This is a genomic window from Ancylobacter moscoviensis (assembly GCF_007559435.1).
GTDB lineage: Bacteria > Pseudomonadota > Alphaproteobacteria > Rhizobiales > Xanthobacteraceae > Ancylobacter > Ancylobacter moscoviensis.
Genome location: NZ_VMBP01000003.1, coordinates 281,474 through 297,882 on the forward strand (window position 1 = coordinate 281,474; position 16,409 = coordinate 297,882).

A 16,409-nucleotide genomic window follows, 5' to 3' on the forward strand; every position below is an offset into this window, starting at 1 on the left:
GGCTCAGCCTCCGATCAGGTGGCGGACGACGAAGACGGTGAGGAAGCCGGCCACCATGAAGATGGCGGTGGCGACGAAGGAGCGGCGCGACAGGCGCGACAGGCCGCATACGCCATGGCCCGAGGTGCAGCCCCCGCCCCACACCGAGCCGAAGCCGACCAGCAGGCCGGCGGCGAGCATCAACGGGGTATTGGAGGAAACCGTCTGGACCACCGGCGCCCCGGTGACGCCGGCCACCAGGAACGGCGCGGCGACGAGGCCGGCGATGAAGGCCAGCCGGCCGGCGACGGCATTGTCGCGCCAGGGCGGCAGCGCCCGGCTGGCGATGCCGCTGATGCCGGCGATGCGCCCTTCCAGCAGCATCATCAGCACGGCGCTGAGGCCGATCAGCATGCCGCCGATGAGGGAGGCGACGGGGGTGAACTCAGTCATGATTTTCCTGCCCCTGCCCGGCCGCTTCGCCGCCCGAAGGCGCGCAGAACAGCCGGTGCATGGTGATGATGAAGGTCTCCACCCGCGGGTCGGCGAGGCGATAGAAGACCTGCTTGCCCTCCTTGCGTCCGACGATCAGCCCCGCCTCGCGCAGCGCGGCGAGCTGCTGCGACAGGCCGGGCTGGCGGATGCCGAGCAAATCCTCCAGCTCGCGCACCGAGCGCTCGCCGTCGACCAGCGCGCAGGCGACCAGCAGCCGGTCGGGGTTCGACAGCTTCTTGAGGAAGGCCGAGGCCTCGTCGACCCGGGCCTTCATTCCGGCAACCTCGCTGGAGAGCGTCTCGATCATCGTGTCAGTCCCAGGCGGCTCCCCTGAGCACGTCGAGCGGGATCTTGAGATAGCGAACCCCGTTCGATTCCGGCTCCGGCAGCCGTCCTCCGTTGGTGTTGATCTGCAGGGATTGCAGGATCAGCTTGGGCATGGGCAGGCTCCGGTCGCGCGCCTCGCGGATCGCGACGAAGTCCGCCTGCGTCCTGCACCGCGCCATGTGGATGTTCGTCGCCTTCTGCTCGGCGACGGTGGATTCCCACAGCGGCCGGCGCCCGCCCGGCTGGTAGTCATGGCCGGTGAAGATACGGGTCTCGTCGGGAAGCGCCAGAATGTCCTGGATCGACGTCCACAGCACGCTGGCGCTGCCGCCGGGAAAATCCGCCCGCGCCGTGCCGCTGTCCGGCATGAACAGCGTGTCATGGACGAAGGCCGCATCGCCGATGACATAGGTGACGGAGGCCAGCGTGTGGCCCGGCGAGAACATCACCCTCGCGTCGATGCCGCCCACCTTGAAGGTGTCGCCGTTGGCGAAGAGGCGATCCCATTGCGAGCCGTCGGCGGGAAAGTCGGGCCAGTTGTAATAGCCCTTCCAGAGCGTCTGTACGTCCTTCACCCGCTCGCCGATGGCGGTCGGGGCGCCGGTCTTCTGCCTGAGATAGCGGGCGGCGGAGAAATGGTCGGCGTGCGGGTGGGTATCGAGGATCCACTCCACCGCGTAGCCGCGCTCCCGCACGAAGTCGAGGATGCGGTCGGCGTTGAGGGTGGCGGTCTGGCCGGACTTCTCGTCGAAATCGTGCACGGGATCGACGATGGCGCAGCGCTTCGTCGAGGGGTCGGCAACGACATACTGGATCGACCATGTGCGGGGGTCGAAAAACCCTGTCACTTCAGGCTTCTGGGTCATGGCTCGCTCCTCGCCGTCGTCACCCGCGCCTCATTTGCGCCCGCTCAGCGGACAGGACGAGAAGCCGAACACGGAATAGAGCGGGCAGTTGCCGACGAGGCCGGTGAGCAGCGGCACGAGGCCGACCAGACCGAACCAACGCGCGCCGCTGTCGAGCACGAAGAGCAGCGACAGCAGAACCAGCCCGACGAGGATGCGCAGCGTGCGGTCGAGGCTTCCGAGATTGCGGGTCATGATGTCCGTCCCCTGAGCAGGCAGGTCCGTTCCTGCCGTCTCTTGAGGTAATTCAATTGCAGAAAATTGCAATCATAAAAACGCAAGTATTTTTGCGCAGGTATTTTTCCTTAAGGCGGAAACCGGGCGGCCCCGCAAGGCCGCCCGGCTCGTCGAGGCGCGGCGCTACTGCGCCGCCAGCTTGTCCTGCGTGCGGGTCTCGAAGTCGCTGGCGTCGTGACGCTCGTGCAACTGCTCGGAGGGCTCGCCCCAGGTGCGGTTGACGATGCGCCCGCGCTGCACCGCCGGCCGGGCGGCGATCGCGTCCGCCCAGCGCAGGACGTTCTTGTAGTCCTGCGCGGAGATGAACTCGGCGGCGTTGTAGGCCCAGCCCTTCACCAGCGCGCCATACCAGGGGAAGGAGGCGATGTCGGCGATGCTGTACTCCGGGCCGGCGAGATACTCGCTCTCCGCCAGACGTCGGTCGAGCACGTCCAGCAGGCGCTTGGTCTCCATGGTGAAGCGGTCGATGGCGTACTGGATCTTCACCGGCGCATAGGCATAGAAATGGCCGAAGCCGCCGCCGACATAGGGCGCGCTACCCATCTGCCAGAACAGCCAGGACAGGCACTCGGCGCGCCGGGCCGGATCGGCGGGCAGGAAGGTGCCGAACTTCTCGGCGAGATGGAGCAGGATCGCGCCGGATTCGAAGACGCGGACGGGCGTGTCGCCCGAACGGTCGAGCAGCGCCGGGATCTTGGAGTTCGGATTGACCGCGACGAAGCCGCTGCCGAATTGGTCGCCCTCGCCGATGCGGATCAGCCAGGCATCGTATTCCGCGCCGGCGTGCCCGGCGGCGAGCAGTTCCTCCAGAAGGATCGTGACCTTCTGCCCGTTGGGCGTCGCCAGCGAATAGAGCTGGAGCGGATGACGCCCGACGGGGAGCTCCTTCTCATGCGTCGCCCCGGCGATGGGGCGGTTGATGTTGGCGAAGGCGCCGCCGCTGGGCTTGTCCCAGGTCCAGACCTTCGGCGGCGTGTATTCGGACGCGCTCATGCGCAACTCCCGTCCTGATGGATCCATGGCACCGCCCGTCGCGGGGCGCGCGGGCGCCCCGGCGTGCGATACCGGTCGGCTGACATGTAAGCCGGCCGGCGGGATCGTCCAGACACCCTCGGCGCGCATGACCCACGCACGAGGCGGGTAGCGGGAAACGAGGCGCCCGCGCTCACACCGCCCGGCGCGCCGGGGCGTAGAAGCTCTCGGACATGTCGGTCTCGTTCAGGGTGAAGCGATGGTCGATGGGCGGCTGGGCGCGCTGCTCGCAGTCGAGCCGCGGGCAGATGCGGCAGCCCACGCCGATCGGCACGGTCTGCGAGGGATCGTTGAGGTTGATGCCGTCGGAATAGACCATCTGCTGGGCATGGCTGATGTGGCAGCCGAGCCCGATGGACAGGTGCCGGCGCAGCGCGTTGTGCCGGTAGCCGCCCTTGGTGATCGACTTGGCGATGCAGAAATAGCGCTGGCCCTCCGGCATCTGGCTGACCTGCACGTTGATCCGCTCGGGATGGAAAAAGGCGGCATAGACGTTCCAGCGCGGGCAGGCGCCGGAATGGCGGGAGATGTGGATGCCCGACAGCGAGAAGCGCTTGGAGATGTTACCGGCGATGTCGGTGCGCACGAGATGCAGCGGGATGCCGCTCATGCCCGGCCGCTGCAGCGTGGTCATGCGGTGGCAGATCTGCTCGAAGCTGGTACGGAAGCGGCGCTGGATGCGCTCGATGTCGTAGCGCGTCTCCTGGCACGCCTTCAGGAACGGCTCGTAGGGCATGATGAGCGCGGCGGCGAAATAGCTCGCCAGCGCGTTGCGCGTGACCACCGGCGCGTCGGCGGAGAGGTTGCCGGCCTCGATCAGCTCGTCGATCTGCCGGGAGGCGGCGAGCAGGCCGAGCTGGTGGGCGACGGCGAACAGCGCCGATTCCGGCGGCAGCACCTCGGCGGTGATCAGCTCATGCGCGCCCGCGTCGTAGCGCCGGGCGATGCCGGCGGGCAGCGAGGCGGAGCGCCAGTTCAGCCCGAACACGTTGGAGAGATAGGTCTTCAAACCGTATTCGAAGGAATCCGAGGCGAAGTCGATGTCGCGGCGAATGCGCTCGGCGGCGACCTCCAGCGTCGGGAAATAATTGGCGTTCTCCTGGATGAAGTCGGAGACGGCATCGGTGGCCGGATGCGAGCCGGCATCGTCGTCCAGCGCGCCGGTGGCGCCGGTGCGGTGCGCCTCGCGCAGCGTCTTGAACTGGTCGAACAGGCGCACCACCGCGCGGCCCACCGTCGGGTTGGAGGCGGCGAGATCGCGGATGTCCTGGTTGGTCAGCGCGTGCTCGGCGAAGAGCTCGTCGCTGAAAAGCTCCATCAGGTCGCCGACGAGGCGGGGCTCGTCATTCTCCACCAGCTCGCCCGGCTCGATGCCGAAATAGCCGGAGATCTTCATCAGCAGCGGCACGGTGATGCGCCGGCGATTGTGCTCGATGAGGTTGAGATAGCTCGCGGAAATGCCGAGCGCGGTCGCGAGGTCCGCCTGCGAGATACGCTTGGTGCGGCGCAGCCTCTGCACCCGGCTGCCGATGCGCGGTTCGGTGGCGAGCATGGCCGCCTCCTTTGCTCGATTTACAAAACACGCGTGTAAACTTTACAAGTCTTATCAGCTTAACACGCTCAAATCATTATAATTATTGCCTTTCCGTGTCGAGTGTTAAATCTTTACATCACACCTCGAACGGAGGAACGGAGATGACACGCAATCAGCATGACGGCCCGCACAACGGCCAGCCCGACGGCAGCGAGGAATTCGTCACCATCGTCGGCGGCACCGCCGAGGAGATCAGCCGGGCGTTTCGCGAACAGGGCCTCGCCGAGCAGGACTACGCCGTGGTCCACCGCATCGGCCGCCACCGCTTCGCCCTGCCCACCGGGCAGGACCTGCTGTCGCTCCTCGACGGCCGCCAGCTCGTGGCCGCCACCTATACCCGCCGGGCCCGCTAGCGGGATGGCTGCCAGGCCGCGCTTCCGGCCGATCCGCCTCGAGGACGCACGACGCGCCCCGACCCGCGGACCGGCCCGCGCGGGTGCCGCCCCCTCCACGGCGCCCGCGCCTTCCTCACCCCTTTCCGACACATCAGCCGAGAAGAACCATGCTGGACACGCTTCGCACCACGCCCGACAGCTTCCCCGCCCCGCACTGGGCGCCGGAGCGCTGGAACGGCATCCGCCGCACCTACGGGCCCGCTGAGGTTGCCCGCCTCGCCGGCTCGCTGCGCATCGAGCAGACGCTGGCGCAGAACGGCGCCCGCCGCCTGTGGGAACTGCTGCAGAGCCAGGACTACGTGCCGACCCTCGGCACCTACACCGGCATCCAGGCGGTGCAGCAGGTGAAAGCGGGGCTGGAGGCGATCTACCTCTCCGGCTGGCAGGTCGCGGCCGACGCCAACTCGTCGGGCGACATGTATCCCGACCAGAGCCTCTACCCGGTCGACAGCGTCCCGGCGGTGGTCCGGCGCATCAACAAGGCGCTGGCCCGCGCCGACCAGATCCAGACCATGGAGAAGGCCGACGGCGCCAAGGGGCCGGAATACGACTTCTTCGTGCCGATCATCGCCGACGCCGAGGCCGGCTTCGGCGGCCAGCTCAACGCCTATGAGCTGACCAAGGCGCTGATCGAGGCCGGCGCGGCCGCGGTCCATTTCGAGGACCAGCTCGCCTCGGAGAAGAAGTGCGGCCATCTCGGCGGCAAGGTACTGGTGCCCACCCGCCAGTTCATCCGCACGCTCAACGCCGCGCGCCTCGCCGCCGACGTGCTCGGCGTGCCGACCGTCCTGATGGCGCGCACGGATGCGGAATCCGCCCGGCTCATCACCTCCGACATCGACGAGCTGGACCGGCCCTTCATCACCGGCGAGCGCACGCCGGAAGGCTTCTACCGCTACAATGGCGGCTTCGACGCCGGCATCGCCCGCGCCATCGCCTACGCGCCCTATGCCGACCTGCTGTGGTGCGAGACCTCGACCCCGAGCCTGGAGGACGCGCGGCGCTTCGCCGAGGGCGTGCACAAGGTCCACCCGGGCAAGATGCTCGCCTACAACTGCTCGCCCTCCTTCAACTGGGCCAAGCACATGGACAAGGCGCAGATGAAGATCTTCCAGCGCGAGCTGGGGGCGATGGGCTACCGCTACCAGTTCATCACGCTGGCCGGCTTCCACAACCAGTGCTTCACCACCTTCGAGCTGGCGCGGCGCTACCGCGAGGACGGCATGGCCGCCTATTCCGAGCTGCAGCAGGCGGAGTTCGCGGCCGAGGCGAAGGGCTTCTCCGCCATGCGCCACCAGCGCGAGGTCGGCACCAGCTACTTCGACGCCATCGCCACCGTGCTCAGCGAGGGCGCTTCCTCGACCACGGCGATGAAGGAATCGACCGAGACGGCGCAGTTCTGAGAGCTCGTCATCCCGGGACGTGAGCACGGCGAGCCCGGAGCGGGCCGGGGGAAGGTCCGCTTCGCGGTCCGGCAAAGGCCGGGCGGCCCGGGATGACACCTTCATCGGCTTGCGCGGCTTCAACACCGCGCGAACCGCCGAAGTGAAGAGGGCGCCCCCTTGCGGGGCGCGCCTCTCCGACTATGTGCGATATTGCGCCGCACCCGTCCACATTGCATAGCACAATCGAAGAGGTGTCGCCGCAAGGCGACGCCTGCCTTCCATTCGACCGAAGGAACCCGTCATGAGCTATACCGACGTCGCCGGCCTGAAGGTGAATTCCACCCTTGTCGACTTCATCAACGATGAAGCGATCCCCGGAACCGGGGTGGAGGTAGCCGCCTTCTGGGAGAGCTTCGCCGGCATCGTGCGTGACCTCGCCCCGCGCAACAAGGAACTGCTGCAGCGCCGCGACGAGCTGCAGGCGCAGATCGACGCCTGGCACCGCGCGCACAGGAACAAGCCGGTCGACCCCGCCGCCTACGAGGTCTTCCTCGCCGAGATCGGCTACCTGCTGCCCGAGCCCGAGCCCTTCGAGGTCGTCACCGCCAAGGTCGACGAGGAGCTGGCCCGCATTCCCGGACCGCAGCTCGTCGTGCCGGTGACCAATGCCCGCTACGCGCTCAATGCCGCCAACGCCCGCTGGGGCAGCCTCTACGACGCGCTCTACGGCACCGACGCGCTGCCCGAGGACAACGGCGCCAGCCGTTCCAACGGCTTCAACGCCGTCCGCGCCCAGCGCGTGATCGAGCGTGCCCGCACCTTCCTCGACGAGAGCGTGCCGCTCGCCACCGGCAGCCACGCCGACGCGACCGCCTATCGCGTGAGCGGCGGCAAGCTCGAAGCCACGCTGGCCTCGGGCGCCGTCACCGGGCTGAAGGACCCCGCGCAGTTCGCCGGCTTCGACGGCGCGGCGGAAGCGCCCTCCTCGGTGCTGCTGGTCAATCACGGCCTGCACATCGACATCGTGATCGACCGCACCCATCGCATCGGCAAGACCGACGCGGCCGGCATCGCCGACATCGTGATCGAGGCCGCCGTCACCACCATCGTCGACTGCGAGGACAGCGTCGCGGCCGTCGATGCCGAGGACAAGGTGCTGGTCTATCGCAACTGGCTCGGCCTGATGAAGGGCACGCTCAGCGCCACCTTCGCCAAGGGCCGCGAGACGGTGGAGCGCAGCCTCGCCGACGACCGCCACTACACCGCGCCGGACGGCAGCGGGCTGACCCTGCACGGGCGCAGCCTGATGCTGGTGCGCAATGTCGGCCAGCACATGCTGACCGACGCCGTGCTGGACGCGCAGGGCAACGAGATTCCCGAGAGCATCCTCGACGCCGCCGTCACCACGCTGATTGCGCTGCACGACCTCAAGGGCACCGGCAAGCTGCGCAACAGCCGCGCCGGCTCGGTCTACATCGTGAAGCCGAAGATGCACGGCCCGGAGGAGGTCGCCCTCGCGGTCGAGCTGTTCGCCCGCGTCGAGAAGCTGCTCGGCCTCGAGGCCAACACGCTGAAGATCGGCATCATGGACGAGGAGCGCCGCACCAGCGCCAACCTCTCCGCCTCCATCCGCGCCGCCCGCGAGCGCGTCGTCTTCATCAATACCGGCTTCCTCGACCGCACCGGCGACGAGATCCACACCTCGATCGAGGCGGGCCCGATGGTGCGCAAGAACGAGATGAAGGCGCAGGCCTGGATCAAGGCCTATGAGGACAACAACGTCGACGCGGGCCTCGAAGCCCATCTCGACGGCCACGGCCAGATCGGCAAGGGCATGTGGGCGATGCCGGACCGCATGGCCGACATGCTGGTGCAGAAGATCGCCCATCCGCTCGCCGGCGCCAACACAGCCTGGGTGCCCTCGCCGACCGCCGCCACGCTGCACGCCCTGCACTATCACAAGGTCGACGTGTTCAAGCGCCAGGCCGAGCTGCGCTCGCGGGCGCGCGCCTCCAAGCGCGACCTGCTGACCATCCCGGCGGTCGACCGCGGCAACTGGGAGCCGGCAGCCGTGCAGGAAGAGCTGGACAACAACATCCAGGGCATCCTCGGCTATGTCGTGCGCTGGATCGACCAGGGCGTCGGCTGCTCCAAGGTGCCGGACATCCACGATGTCGGGCTGATGGAAGACCGCGCGACGCTGCGCATCTCCTCCCAGCACGTCGCCAACTGGCTGCTGCACCGCGTCGTTACCCCGGAGCAGGTCGAGGAGACGCTGCGCCGCATGGCCAAGGTGGTCGACGGGCAGAATGCCGGCGACCCCGACTACACGCCGTTGGCCCCGGCCTATGACGGCGTCGCCTTCCGCGCCGCGCGCGACCTCATCTTCGAGGGCCGCACGCAGCCGAACGGCTACACCGAGTTCGTGCTGACCCGCCGCCGCCGCGAGGCCAAGCAGGCGCAGGCGGCCGCCGCCTGAGCGCGGCCTCCCCCCTCGAGGAAACGCCAAAAAGCGAAGGCCGTGCCGGGGAACCGGCACGGCCTTTCCGATTCAGGGCGCCCGCCTTTGCAGGCGCGCTTTACAAACGGCCTTTACAGGCGCCGCGTCATTCCGGCGGCGCCCAGCGTGTGGTGAGCGCCTCGACATCCGGGCGCGGACGGTCCGCCGGCGTCTCCGCCGCCGTGCCGACATGCAGGATGCCGGCGACGCGCTCGCCCTCTCCGAGGCCGAGGATGCGACGCGCCTCCGCATCGCTGGCCGCCCAGCCCGTCACCCAGATGGCGTCGAAGCCCAGCGCCCGCGCGCCGGTGAGCAGGTTCATGCACACTGCGCCGGCGGACAGCTCCTGCTCGAATTCGGGAATCATCGTGCCGCCGACCGGGCGGCTGACCACGATCACCGCCAGCGGCGCGGGGAAGAGGCGCGACATGATGCCGGCGAATTTCTCGCGCTTCTCCGGCGGCATCTGCGGGTTGCGGGCGCGATAGGCTTCCGCCAGCAGGGCGCCGACCTCGCCGCGCGCGGCGCCCTCGATGAGAATGAAGCGCCAGGGCACCAGCATGGCGTGATCGGGCACGCGGGCGGCGATGGCGAGCAGCCGGCACGTCTCCTCCGGGTCCGGCCCGGGGGCGTGGAGACCGGCGGCGGAGACGGAGCGGCGGCGCTCCAGCGCGGCCAGCCATTCCGGCTGCGGCGGGCGACGGGTGGGTGAGGACATGAGCGAAGCCTTCCCGATGAGGTCAGCCGCGCTATATCGGACCCGGCCGAGAAATTCATCCCGCACGATCAATCGGGGGGCGACGCGGCACGCATTTTGGTCGACAATATCCCATGGCGTCCGAACGCTGCGACAGACCCATAAGGGGCGCCCCAAGGAGCAGAGCATGAGCATGAACGGCGACATTCCGGTGCGCGACAACCGCGCCGCCGACCGCTTCGAAATCGACCTGGAGGGCCATCTGGCGATCGCGCAGTACATTCTCGCGCCGGACCACATCATCTTCACCCATACCGAGGTGCCGGCGGAACTCGGCGGGCGCGGCCTTGCGACGCGGCTGGTCGAGGCCGGGCTTGCCAGCGCCCGCCAGCGCGGCCTGTCGGTGGTTCCGCGCTGCTCGGTGTTCGGCCGCTACATGATGAAGCATCCCGAGACGCATGACCTGATGGCGCCGGAGATCCGCGCCACGCTCGGCCTGCCGGTCTGAGCCACGGGTCTGGGCCACGGGTCTGGACCGCCGGTCTGCGCCGCCAGCCGGAACGGAGGGTCTTCGCCGGGGGAAAAACCGCTGCTCCATACCGTTCGTTAACGCTGTGCTCCTAACCATGAAGCACGGCCGAGACGGCGCCCCGCGCGCCTCCCGGCGCGAGGCCCAACGGCAGAAGCGGTAAAGGTTCCAGCGTCCCATGCGTAACCCGGCGCATCCCTCCGATCCGAAGGCGGACAAGGCTTCCGAGAACACGGGCGCCCCGGCGCGCCCGACCCATGTGTTCTCCCGGGCCAACCCGCAGGTGACGTACGCCCCCAGGGTGACGCAGGCCGAGAAGGCGCCGCATGCCGCGCCGAAGGGCATGCCGCGGGGCGTGAAGCCGGCCCCGGCGAGCGCCCCGCGCGAGGTGGTGCCGAGCTGGCTGCAACCCTTCACCATGCCGCCGAACACCCGCTTCACCCGCACGCCGGACTATCTGCTGCGCCAACCGCCGGCGCCCGAGCCCGCACCGGCCCTGCCGGAACCGCCGGCGACGGCCGCGGCGGTTCTCCCGCCCCGCCCCTCGCAGACCCCGGTGCTGCGCGTGCCGCCGCGCAAGCCGCCGCTGGGCGCCGTGCCGAAGGCGCTGATCGCCGCCCATGCCCGCCGCGCGCTGGCCGACCAGCCGACGCCGGACGCGGTTCCGCCGGCCATGCCGGAAGCGGCTCCGCAGGTGGCCGAAGTCGCGCCGGAAGCGCCGGTTTTCGCCGCCCAGCCGATACCCGTCCAGCCGATGTCCCTCCAGGCACTGCCTATCACCCCCTTGCCGACCGAGGCGCCGAGTTCGATCCGGCAGATCGCCGGCATGATCCAGCTCGGCTGGGACACGCCGCCCGTCACTCCCGCGCCGCAGGATATGGTGCCGCAGGATAGGCCCCCGGAGCACGTCGCCGCCGATGCCGGCCTCGACGAGGACGAGGCCGTTGCGGCCGATGCCTATGCGGACGAGCTCTACGGGTACGGCGACGAGGACGCAGGCTACGAGGACGGCCGCTACGAGGACGTGGCGTTCGACCCGGCGGCCTATGAGGACGATGCGTTCGAGGACGAGACGTTCCGCATGGACGCCGCGAACGACGCCGACGAGCCGCTTCTTGTCGAGGAGATCCCCGACACGGCGAGCGCCATGCCGGAGGCCGCCGCGCCGGAAGCCGGGCCGACGAGCTTCGGCGGCTACAGCGTCACGCCGTCCGACGTCTCCTTCTCCTGGCCGATGTTCGGCATGGTGCCGGCGGCGCCTGTCCCGGCCGCTCCCGTCGCGACCGCGCCGGTCGTGGCTGCACCGGTTGTGTCCGCACCGGTCATGGCCGCGCCGGTTTCGGCCGAGCCGTCGCCCGCCCGCGCTCCGGTCGCGCCCATGGCCGCGCCGCGGCCCGCCGCTCCGGTGATCCCGGCACGCCCCGCCCCGCAGCCGGCGTTCGCGGAGGCGGCCGACTACGAACTGCCGCCGCTCGACCTGCTGACCGAACCGCCGACCAACGAGCCGGACTACGAGCTCTCCGAGGAATTCCTCGAGCGCAATTCGGTGAAGCTCCAGCAGGTGCTGCACGATTTCGGCGTGCGCGGCGAGATCATCGACGCCAATCCCGGCCCCGTCGTCACGCTGTACGAGCTGGAGCCGGCGCCCGGCATCAAGTCGAGCCGCGTCATCGGCCTCTCCGCCGACATCTCCCGCTCGATGAGCGCCCTCTCCGCTCGCGTCGCCGTGGTGGAGGGCCGCAACGTCATCGGCATCGAGCTGCCCAACCAGCGCCGCGAGACGGTGTGGCTGCGCGAGATGCTGTCCAGCCACGAATTCGAGGCGGCCAAGGCCAAGCTCGGCATCGGGCTTGGCAAGACCATCGGCGGCGAGCCGGTGATCGTCGACCTCGCCAAGATGCCGCACCTGCTGGTCGCCGGCACCACCGGCTCGGGCAAGTCGGTCGCCATCAACACCATGATCCTGAGCCTGCTCTACCGGCACCGCCCGGAACAGTGCCGGCTGATCATGATCGATCCGAAGATGCTGGAACTCTCCGTCTATGAGGGCATCCCGCATCTGCTCACCCCGGTCGTCACCGATCCGAAGAAGGCCATCGTCGCCCTGAAATGGGCGGTGCGGGAGATGGAAGACCGCTACCGCAAGATGAGCCGCCTCGGCGTGCGCAACATCGACGGCTTCAACGCCCGCGTCGCGGAGGCCGCCGCCAAGGGCGAGATCATCACCCGCACCGTGCAGAAGGGCTTCGACAAGGAGACCGGCGAGATGCTGGAGGAGGAGGAGATCATGGATCTCGCTCCCCTGCCCTACATCGTGATCGTGGTGGACGAGATGGCCGACCTGATGATGGTCGCCGGCAAGGACATCGAGGGCGCCATCCAGCGTCTCGCCCAGATGGCCCGCGCCGCCGGCATCCACCTGATCATGGCGACGCAGCGCCCCTCGGTGGACGTCATCACCGGCACCATCAAGGCCAACTTCCCGACCCGTATCTCCTTCCAGGTGACGTCGAAGATCGATTCACGCACGATTCTGGGCGAGATGGGCGCCGAGCAGCTGCTGGGCCAGGGCGACATGCTCTACATGGCCGGCGGCGGGCGTATCTCCCGCGTGCACGGCCCCTTCGTCTCCGACCGCGAGGTCGAACGCGTGGTCGAGCACCTGAAGGCGCAGGCGCGGCCGGAATATCTCGACGAGGTGACGGCGGAAGAGGACGAGGAGCCGGTCGCCGAGGAAAGCGCGGTGTTCGACCGCACGGCGATGGGCGAGGAAGCCGGCGATCTCTACGATCAGGCGGTGGCGGTGGTCATGCGCGACAGGAAGGCGTCCACCTCCTACATCCAGCGCCGCCTGCAGATCGGCTACAACCGCGCCGCCTCGCTGATGGAGCGGATGGAGAACGAAGGCATCGTCGGCCCCGCCAACCACGCCGGCAAGCGCGAGATCCTGAAGGACTCGCGCTGACACTGCCCGAAGGCTGGCCGGTTCCTCCGGTCAGCCGGGGTCCGGCGTCCCGTCATCCGGCGGGCGCCCGCTGTCGCCCCTGATGCCGGCGCGGGACGCGACGCGCTCCACCAGGCGCTCGATGGGGTTCACCACCACCAGAAGCCCCATGGTGATGAGCATCCCCAGCGCGATCAGGCGCCAGCTCGCCAGCGCGCAGGCGATGCCCAGCGCGGCGGTCGCCCAGACGGTGGCCGCCGTCGTCAGCCGGTGGCCCTGCATCCCCTCCGCGTCGCTGCGCAGCACCACGCCGGCGCCGATGAAGCCGACCCCGGTCAGCACGCCCTGAAGCACCCCCTGCACGACGCGGCTCATCGCGTCGGGATGCAGCGCGACCTCGCCGACGCGGATCGCGGTGAGCGACACCAGCGTCGCCCCCATGCAGACCAGCCCGAGCGTGCGCATGCCCACGACCTTGCCCTTCAGGTCGCGGTTGGTGCCGATCACCATGCCGATGACGGTCGCCGCCAGCAGGCGCAGCAGGTTGTCGAGATCGGCGTCGTCGAAGAACATCAAAGCCCCGCTCACTCAACGCGGGGCACGGACTTTCGCTGAAAAGCGAAATTGGATCCAATTCCCCTACGGCAGGCTACCTTTACCCCTTCCCGTCCGGCGCCGGGGCGATTAGGTATGCCCAGCATCCTAGCTTGAAAGGTTCGGCCATGCAGCACTCCGTGTCCTATCCCGACGTCCTGCTCTTCATCGACGGCCAGTGGCGCGGAGGCAGCAACCACGGCGGTGCGCCGGCGACCCAGCCGATCGTCAACCCGGCGACGGAAGAGACCATCGGCACCCTCGCCAATGCCAGCCGGGCCGATCTCGACGCGGCGCTGGCGGCGGCCGAGAAGGGCTTCGCCGTGTGGCGCCACACCGCCGCGCACGAGCGCTACAAGCTGATGCGCAAGGCCGCCGAGCTGCTGCGCGAGCGCGCCGAGAGCATCGCCCAGATCATGACCATGGAGCAGGGCAAGCCGCTGCCCGAGGCGCGCATGGAGACGCAGGCGGCCGCCGATACCATCGACTGGTTCGCCGAGGAAGCCCGCCGCCAGTATGGCCGGCTGATTCCCGCCCGCGCCGCCGGCGTGCAGCAGATCGTCCACCGCGAGCCGGTCGGCGTGGTCGCCGCCTTCACGCCCTGGAACTTCCCGATCAATCAGGCCGTTCGCAAGGTCTCGGCGGCGCTCGCCGCCGGCTGCGCGGTGATCCTGAAGGGACCGGAGGAGACCCCGGCGAGCTGCGCCGCGCTGATCAAGGCCTATGAGGATGCCGGCCTGCCCAAGGGCGTCGTCAACCTCGTCTTCGGCGTGCCGGCGGAAATCTCCAGCTACCTGATCCCGCACCCGATCGTGAAGAAGATCTCCTTCACCGGCTCGACCGTGGTGGGCAAGCAGCTCGCGGCGCTGGCCGGCGCGCACATGAAGCGCGTCACCATGGAACTCGGCGGCCATGCCCCGGCCGTGGTGTTCGAGGACGCCGACGTCGACGTGGCGGTGAAGCTGCTCTCCGGCGCCAAGTTCCGCAATGCCGGGCAGGTCTGCGTCTCGCCGACCCGCTTCCTCGTGCACGAGGACATCTATGCCCGCTTCGTCGACGGCTTCACCGAGGCGGTGCAGGCGATCAAGGTCGGCAACGGCCTCGACGAGGGCGTGCGCATGGGCCCACTGGCCAATCCGCGCCGCGTCGAGGCGATGGAGGCGCTGACCGCCGACGCCGTTTCCAAGGGTGCCACGCTGCGCGCCGGCGGCTCGCGCATCGGCAACAAGGGCTATTTCTTCCAGCCCACCGTGCTGACCGACCTGCCGGCCGACGCGCGCATCCTCAACGAGGAGCCCTTCGGGCCGATCGTCCCGATCATGCCCTTCTCCTCCACCGAAGCGGTGATCGAGGAGGCGAACCGCCTGCCCTACGGGCTCGCCGCCTATGCCTACACCACCTCCTCCGCCCGCGCCGACGAGTTCGCCCGCCGGGTGGAAAGCGGCATGGTCTCGATCAACCACCACGGCCTCGCTTTGCCGGAGACGCCCTTCGGTGGCATCAAGGATTCCGGCTACGGCTCGGAAGGCGGCACCGAGGCCATGGAAGCCTATGTGAACACCAAGTTCGTCACCCAGCTGGGTGTGTGAGACGGGGCCGCCCTCGCAGGCGGCCACTCCCCTGTCGAACGTCATGCCCGGGCTTGGCCCGGGCATTCACGCCTTGGTCCGGTTCCATGCAGGACGTCGTGGATCCCCGGGCCGAGCCCGGGGATGACGGCGGATCTGGCGGTTATCGGCAGGCTCCACGTCGATCGATCCACCGACGGTAGAAGATGCGGCGCTCCACGACGCTCTCCAGCTAAGCTTGCGCGCACGCAGCAATTTACGAATCGCCCCCTGAGGCCTGTCCCCCATTCATGGAACCCAGCGTCTTCATGGCGGTCATCGCCGCCGCCGCGATGCATGCGGGCTGGAACGCCGTCCTCAAGATCCGGCTCGATCCCTTCCTCGCCGTGGTGCTGGTCAATGCCGCCTGCGGCATCATCGCCCTGCCGGTGGCGCTTTATCTCGGCCTGCCGGAGCCGCATGTCTGGCCGTGGATCCTCGCCTCGGTCCTCATCCATCTCGTCTACTATCTGACGCTGAGCGGCGCCTACCGGCGCGCCGACATGGGGCTCGTCTATCCCATCGCGCGGGGCAGCGCGCCGCTGCTCACCACCATCCTCTCGGTGACGCTGGTGGGCGAGGCGGTGGACGCCCAGGGCTTCCTCGGCGTGGCGCTGCTGGCGCTCGGCATCCTGACCATCGCCTGGCGCCGGGCCGGCTTCGCCGCCTTCGACCGCACGGCGCTACGCCTCGCGCTGATGTGCGGCCTTTCCATCACCGCCTACACGCTGGTCGACGGCCTCGGGGCGCGCAGCGCCTCCTCGCCGCACCTCTACACCTCCTGGCTGTTCGTGATGGACAGCCTGCTGATCACCCTCGTCGGCCTCGCCTGGAAGGGGCCGCGCGCGCTGGCGCCGACGCTCTCCTTCATCGGGCCGGGCTTCGCCGGCGGGGCGATGTCGCTCGCCGCCTACTGGATCTCGATCTGGGCGATGACGAAGGCGCCCATCGGCCTCGTCGCGGCGGTGCGCGAATCCGGCGTGCTGTTCGGCGCGGTCATCGCCGTGGTGGTGCTGCACGAGCCGCTGCGCCGCGAGCGCATCCTCGCCGCCGCCCTCATCGTCGCCGGGCTGGCGCTGATCAAGCTGCATTGAATCATCGAGAAGATCGGTCAGACGCGGTCCACCCGCATGCCGTCATGGCCGGGCTTGGCCCGGCCATCCACGTCTTCGGGAACGCCGTGCGACCA

The 16,409-nt window shown here is 69.0% G+C and carries 15 protein-coding genes; 7 read left to right on the plus strand and 8 right to left on the minus strand.

The window, feature by feature from the left end; translation table 11 throughout:
• Positions 1-3: 3 nt before the first annotated feature.
• From FO470_RS11370 to FO470_RS11395, 6 genes are all read right to left on the minus strand, one after another.
• The gene (locus FO470_RS11370) at positions 4-432 is read right to left on the minus strand and encodes a YeeE/YedE family protein (RefSeq protein WP_144343073.1); all 429 of its coding nucleotides are present in this window, start codon (positions 430-432) and stop codon (positions 4-6) included.
• Positions 425-781, minus strand: a complete 357-nt coding sequence (locus FO470_RS11375; protein WP_144343074.1) for an ArsR/SmtB family transcription factor — start codon at positions 779-781, stop codon at positions 425-427. The genes FO470_RS11370 and FO470_RS11375 overlap by 8 nt, the downstream gene beginning before the upstream one ends.
• Before the next feature lie 4 nt (positions 782-785).
• Complete coding sequence (locus FO470_RS11380) at positions 786-1,667, minus strand: MBL fold metallo-hydrolase (protein ID WP_144343075.1); 882 nt, start codon at positions 1,665-1,667, stop codon at positions 786-788.
• Between the two features lie 30 nt (positions 1,668-1,697).
• Complete coding sequence (locus tag FO470_RS11385; protein ID WP_144343076.1) at positions 1,698-1,901, minus strand: YgaP family membrane protein; 204 nt, start codon at positions 1,899-1,901, stop codon at positions 1,698-1,700.
• A gap of 165 nt (positions 1,902-2,066) precedes the next feature.
• Positions 2,067-2,936: a glutathione-dependent disulfide-bond oxidoreductase gene (yghU, locus tag FO470_RS11390; RefSeq protein WP_144343077.1), complete on the minus strand. Its 870-nt coding sequence runs from the start codon at positions 2,934-2,936 to the stop codon at positions 2,067-2,069.
• Between the two features lie 172 nt (positions 2,937-3,108).
• Positions 3,109-4,527: a helix-turn-helix domain-containing protein gene (locus FO470_RS11395; protein ID WP_144343078.1), complete on the minus strand. Its 1,419-nt coding sequence runs from the start codon at positions 4,525-4,527 to the stop codon at positions 3,109-3,111.
• A gap of 143 nt (positions 4,528-4,670) precedes the next feature.
• On the opposite strand from FO470_RS11395, the gene FO470_RS11400 reads away from it, so the two are divergent.
• From FO470_RS11400 to FO470_RS11410, 3 genes are all read left to right on the plus strand, one after another.
• Entirely contained in the window at positions 4,671-4,922 is a 252-nt protein-coding gene (locus FO470_RS11400; RefSeq protein ID WP_144343079.1) for a hypothetical protein, read from the plus strand.
• Positions 4,923-5,071: 149 nt separating this feature from the next.
• Complete coding sequence (gene aceA, locus FO470_RS11405) at positions 5,072-6,367, plus strand: isocitrate lyase (protein ID WP_144343080.1); 1,296 nt, start codon at positions 5,072-5,074, stop codon at positions 6,365-6,367.
• 283 nt (positions 6,368-6,650) lie between these two features.
• Entirely contained in the window at positions 6,651-8,828 is a 2,178-nt protein-coding gene (locus FO470_RS11410; RefSeq protein ID WP_144343081.1) for a malate synthase G, read from the plus strand.
• A gap of 127 nt (positions 8,829-8,955) precedes the next feature.
• On the opposite strand, the gene FO470_RS11415 is transcribed toward FO470_RS11410, so the two are convergent.
• Entirely contained in the window at positions 8,956-9,567 is a 612-nt protein-coding gene (locus tag FO470_RS11415; RefSeq protein WP_144343082.1) for a nitroreductase family protein, read from the minus strand.
• 166 nt (positions 9,568-9,733) lie between these two features.
• Between FO470_RS11415 and FO470_RS11420 the strand changes: the two genes are divergently transcribed.
• Positions 9,734-10,054 carry a GNAT family N-acetyltransferase gene (locus FO470_RS11420; RefSeq protein WP_144343083.1) on the plus strand — a complete coding sequence of 107 codons (321 nt, stop codon included), beginning with the start codon at positions 9,734-9,736 and terminating at the stop codon, positions 10,052-10,054.
• Positions 10,055-10,253: 199 nt separating this feature from the next.
• Entirely contained in the window at positions 10,254-13,040 is a 2,787-nt protein-coding gene (locus tag FO470_RS11425) for a DNA translocase FtsK (RefSeq protein ID WP_144343084.1), read from the plus strand.
• A 30-nt stretch (positions 13,041-13,070) separates the two neighbouring features.
• On the opposite strand, the gene FO470_RS11430 is transcribed toward FO470_RS11425, so the two are convergent.
• Positions 13,071-13,592, minus strand: coding sequence for an MgtC/SapB family protein (locus FO470_RS11430; RefSeq protein WP_144343085.1), 522 nt, complete (start codon positions 13,590-13,592; stop codon positions 13,071-13,073).
• Between the two features lie 149 nt (positions 13,593-13,741).
• Between FO470_RS11430 and FO470_RS11435 the strand changes: the two genes are divergently transcribed.
• Both FO470_RS11435 and FO470_RS11440 read left to right on the plus strand, forming a co-directional pair.
• Positions 13,742-15,202 (plus strand): NAD-dependent succinate-semialdehyde dehydrogenase, encoded by a 1,461-nt coding sequence (locus FO470_RS11435; RefSeq protein WP_144343086.1) that lies wholly within the window; start codon positions 13,742-13,744, stop codon positions 15,200-15,202.
• Between the two features lie 269 nt (positions 15,203-15,471).
• Positions 15,472-16,314 (plus strand): EamA family transporter, encoded by an 843-nt coding sequence (locus FO470_RS11440; protein WP_144343087.1) that lies wholly within the window; start codon positions 15,472-15,474, stop codon positions 16,312-16,314.
• The last annotated feature ends 95 nt before the right edge of the window (positions 16,315-16,409 follow it).

Coding starts and splice junctions, on each gene's coding strand:
- FO470_RS11370 (WP_144343073.1), bottom strand. CDS start 432: ATGACTGAGTTCACCCCCGTCGCCTCCCTCATCGGCGGCATGCTGATC.
- FO470_RS11375 (WP_144343074.1), bottom strand. CDS start 781: ATGATCGAGACGCTCTCCAGCGAGGTTGCCGGAATGAAGGCCCGGGTC.
- FO470_RS11380 (WP_144343075.1), bottom strand. CDS start 1,667: ATGACCCAGAAGCCTGAAGTGACAGGGTTTTTCGACCCCCGCACATGG.
- FO470_RS11385 (WP_144343076.1), bottom strand. CDS start 1,901: ATGACCCGCAATCTCGGAAGCCTCGACCGCACGCTGCGCATCCTCGTC.
- yghU (WP_144343077.1), bottom strand. CDS start 2,936: ATGAGCGCGTCCGAATACACGCCGCCGAAGGTCTGGACCTGGGACAAG.
- FO470_RS11395 (WP_144343078.1), bottom strand. CDS start 4,527: ATGCTCGCCACCGAACCGCGCATCGGCAGCCGGGTGCAGAGGCTGCGC.
- FO470_RS11400 (WP_144343079.1), top strand. CDS start 4,671: ATGACACGCAATCAGCATGACGGCCCGCACAACGGCCAGCCCGACGGC.
- aceA (WP_144343080.1), top strand. CDS start 5,072: ATGCTGGACACGCTTCGCACCACGCCCGACAGCTTCCCCGCCCCGCAC.
- FO470_RS11410 (WP_144343081.1), top strand. CDS start 6,651: ATGAGCTATACCGACGTCGCCGGCCTGAAGGTGAATTCCACCCTTGTC.
- FO470_RS11415 (WP_144343082.1), bottom strand. CDS start 9,567: ATGTCCTCACCCACCCGTCGCCCGCCGCAGCCGGAATGGCTGGCCGCG.
- FO470_RS11420 (WP_144343083.1), top strand. CDS start 9,734: ATGAGCATGAACGGCGACATTCCGGTGCGCGACAACCGCGCCGCCGAC.
- FO470_RS11425 (WP_144343084.1), top strand. CDS start 10,254: ATGCGTAACCCGGCGCATCCCTCCGATCCGAAGGCGGACAAGGCTTCC.
- FO470_RS11430 (WP_144343085.1), bottom strand. CDS start 13,592: ATGTTCTTCGACGACGCCGATCTCGACAACCTGCTGCGCCTGCTGGCG.
- FO470_RS11435 (WP_144343086.1), top strand. CDS start 13,742: ATGCAGCACTCCGTGTCCTATCCCGACGTCCTGCTCTTCATCGACGGC.
- FO470_RS11440 (WP_144343087.1), top strand. CDS start 15,472: ATGGAACCCAGCGTCTTCATGGCGGTCATCGCCGCCGCCGCGATGCAT.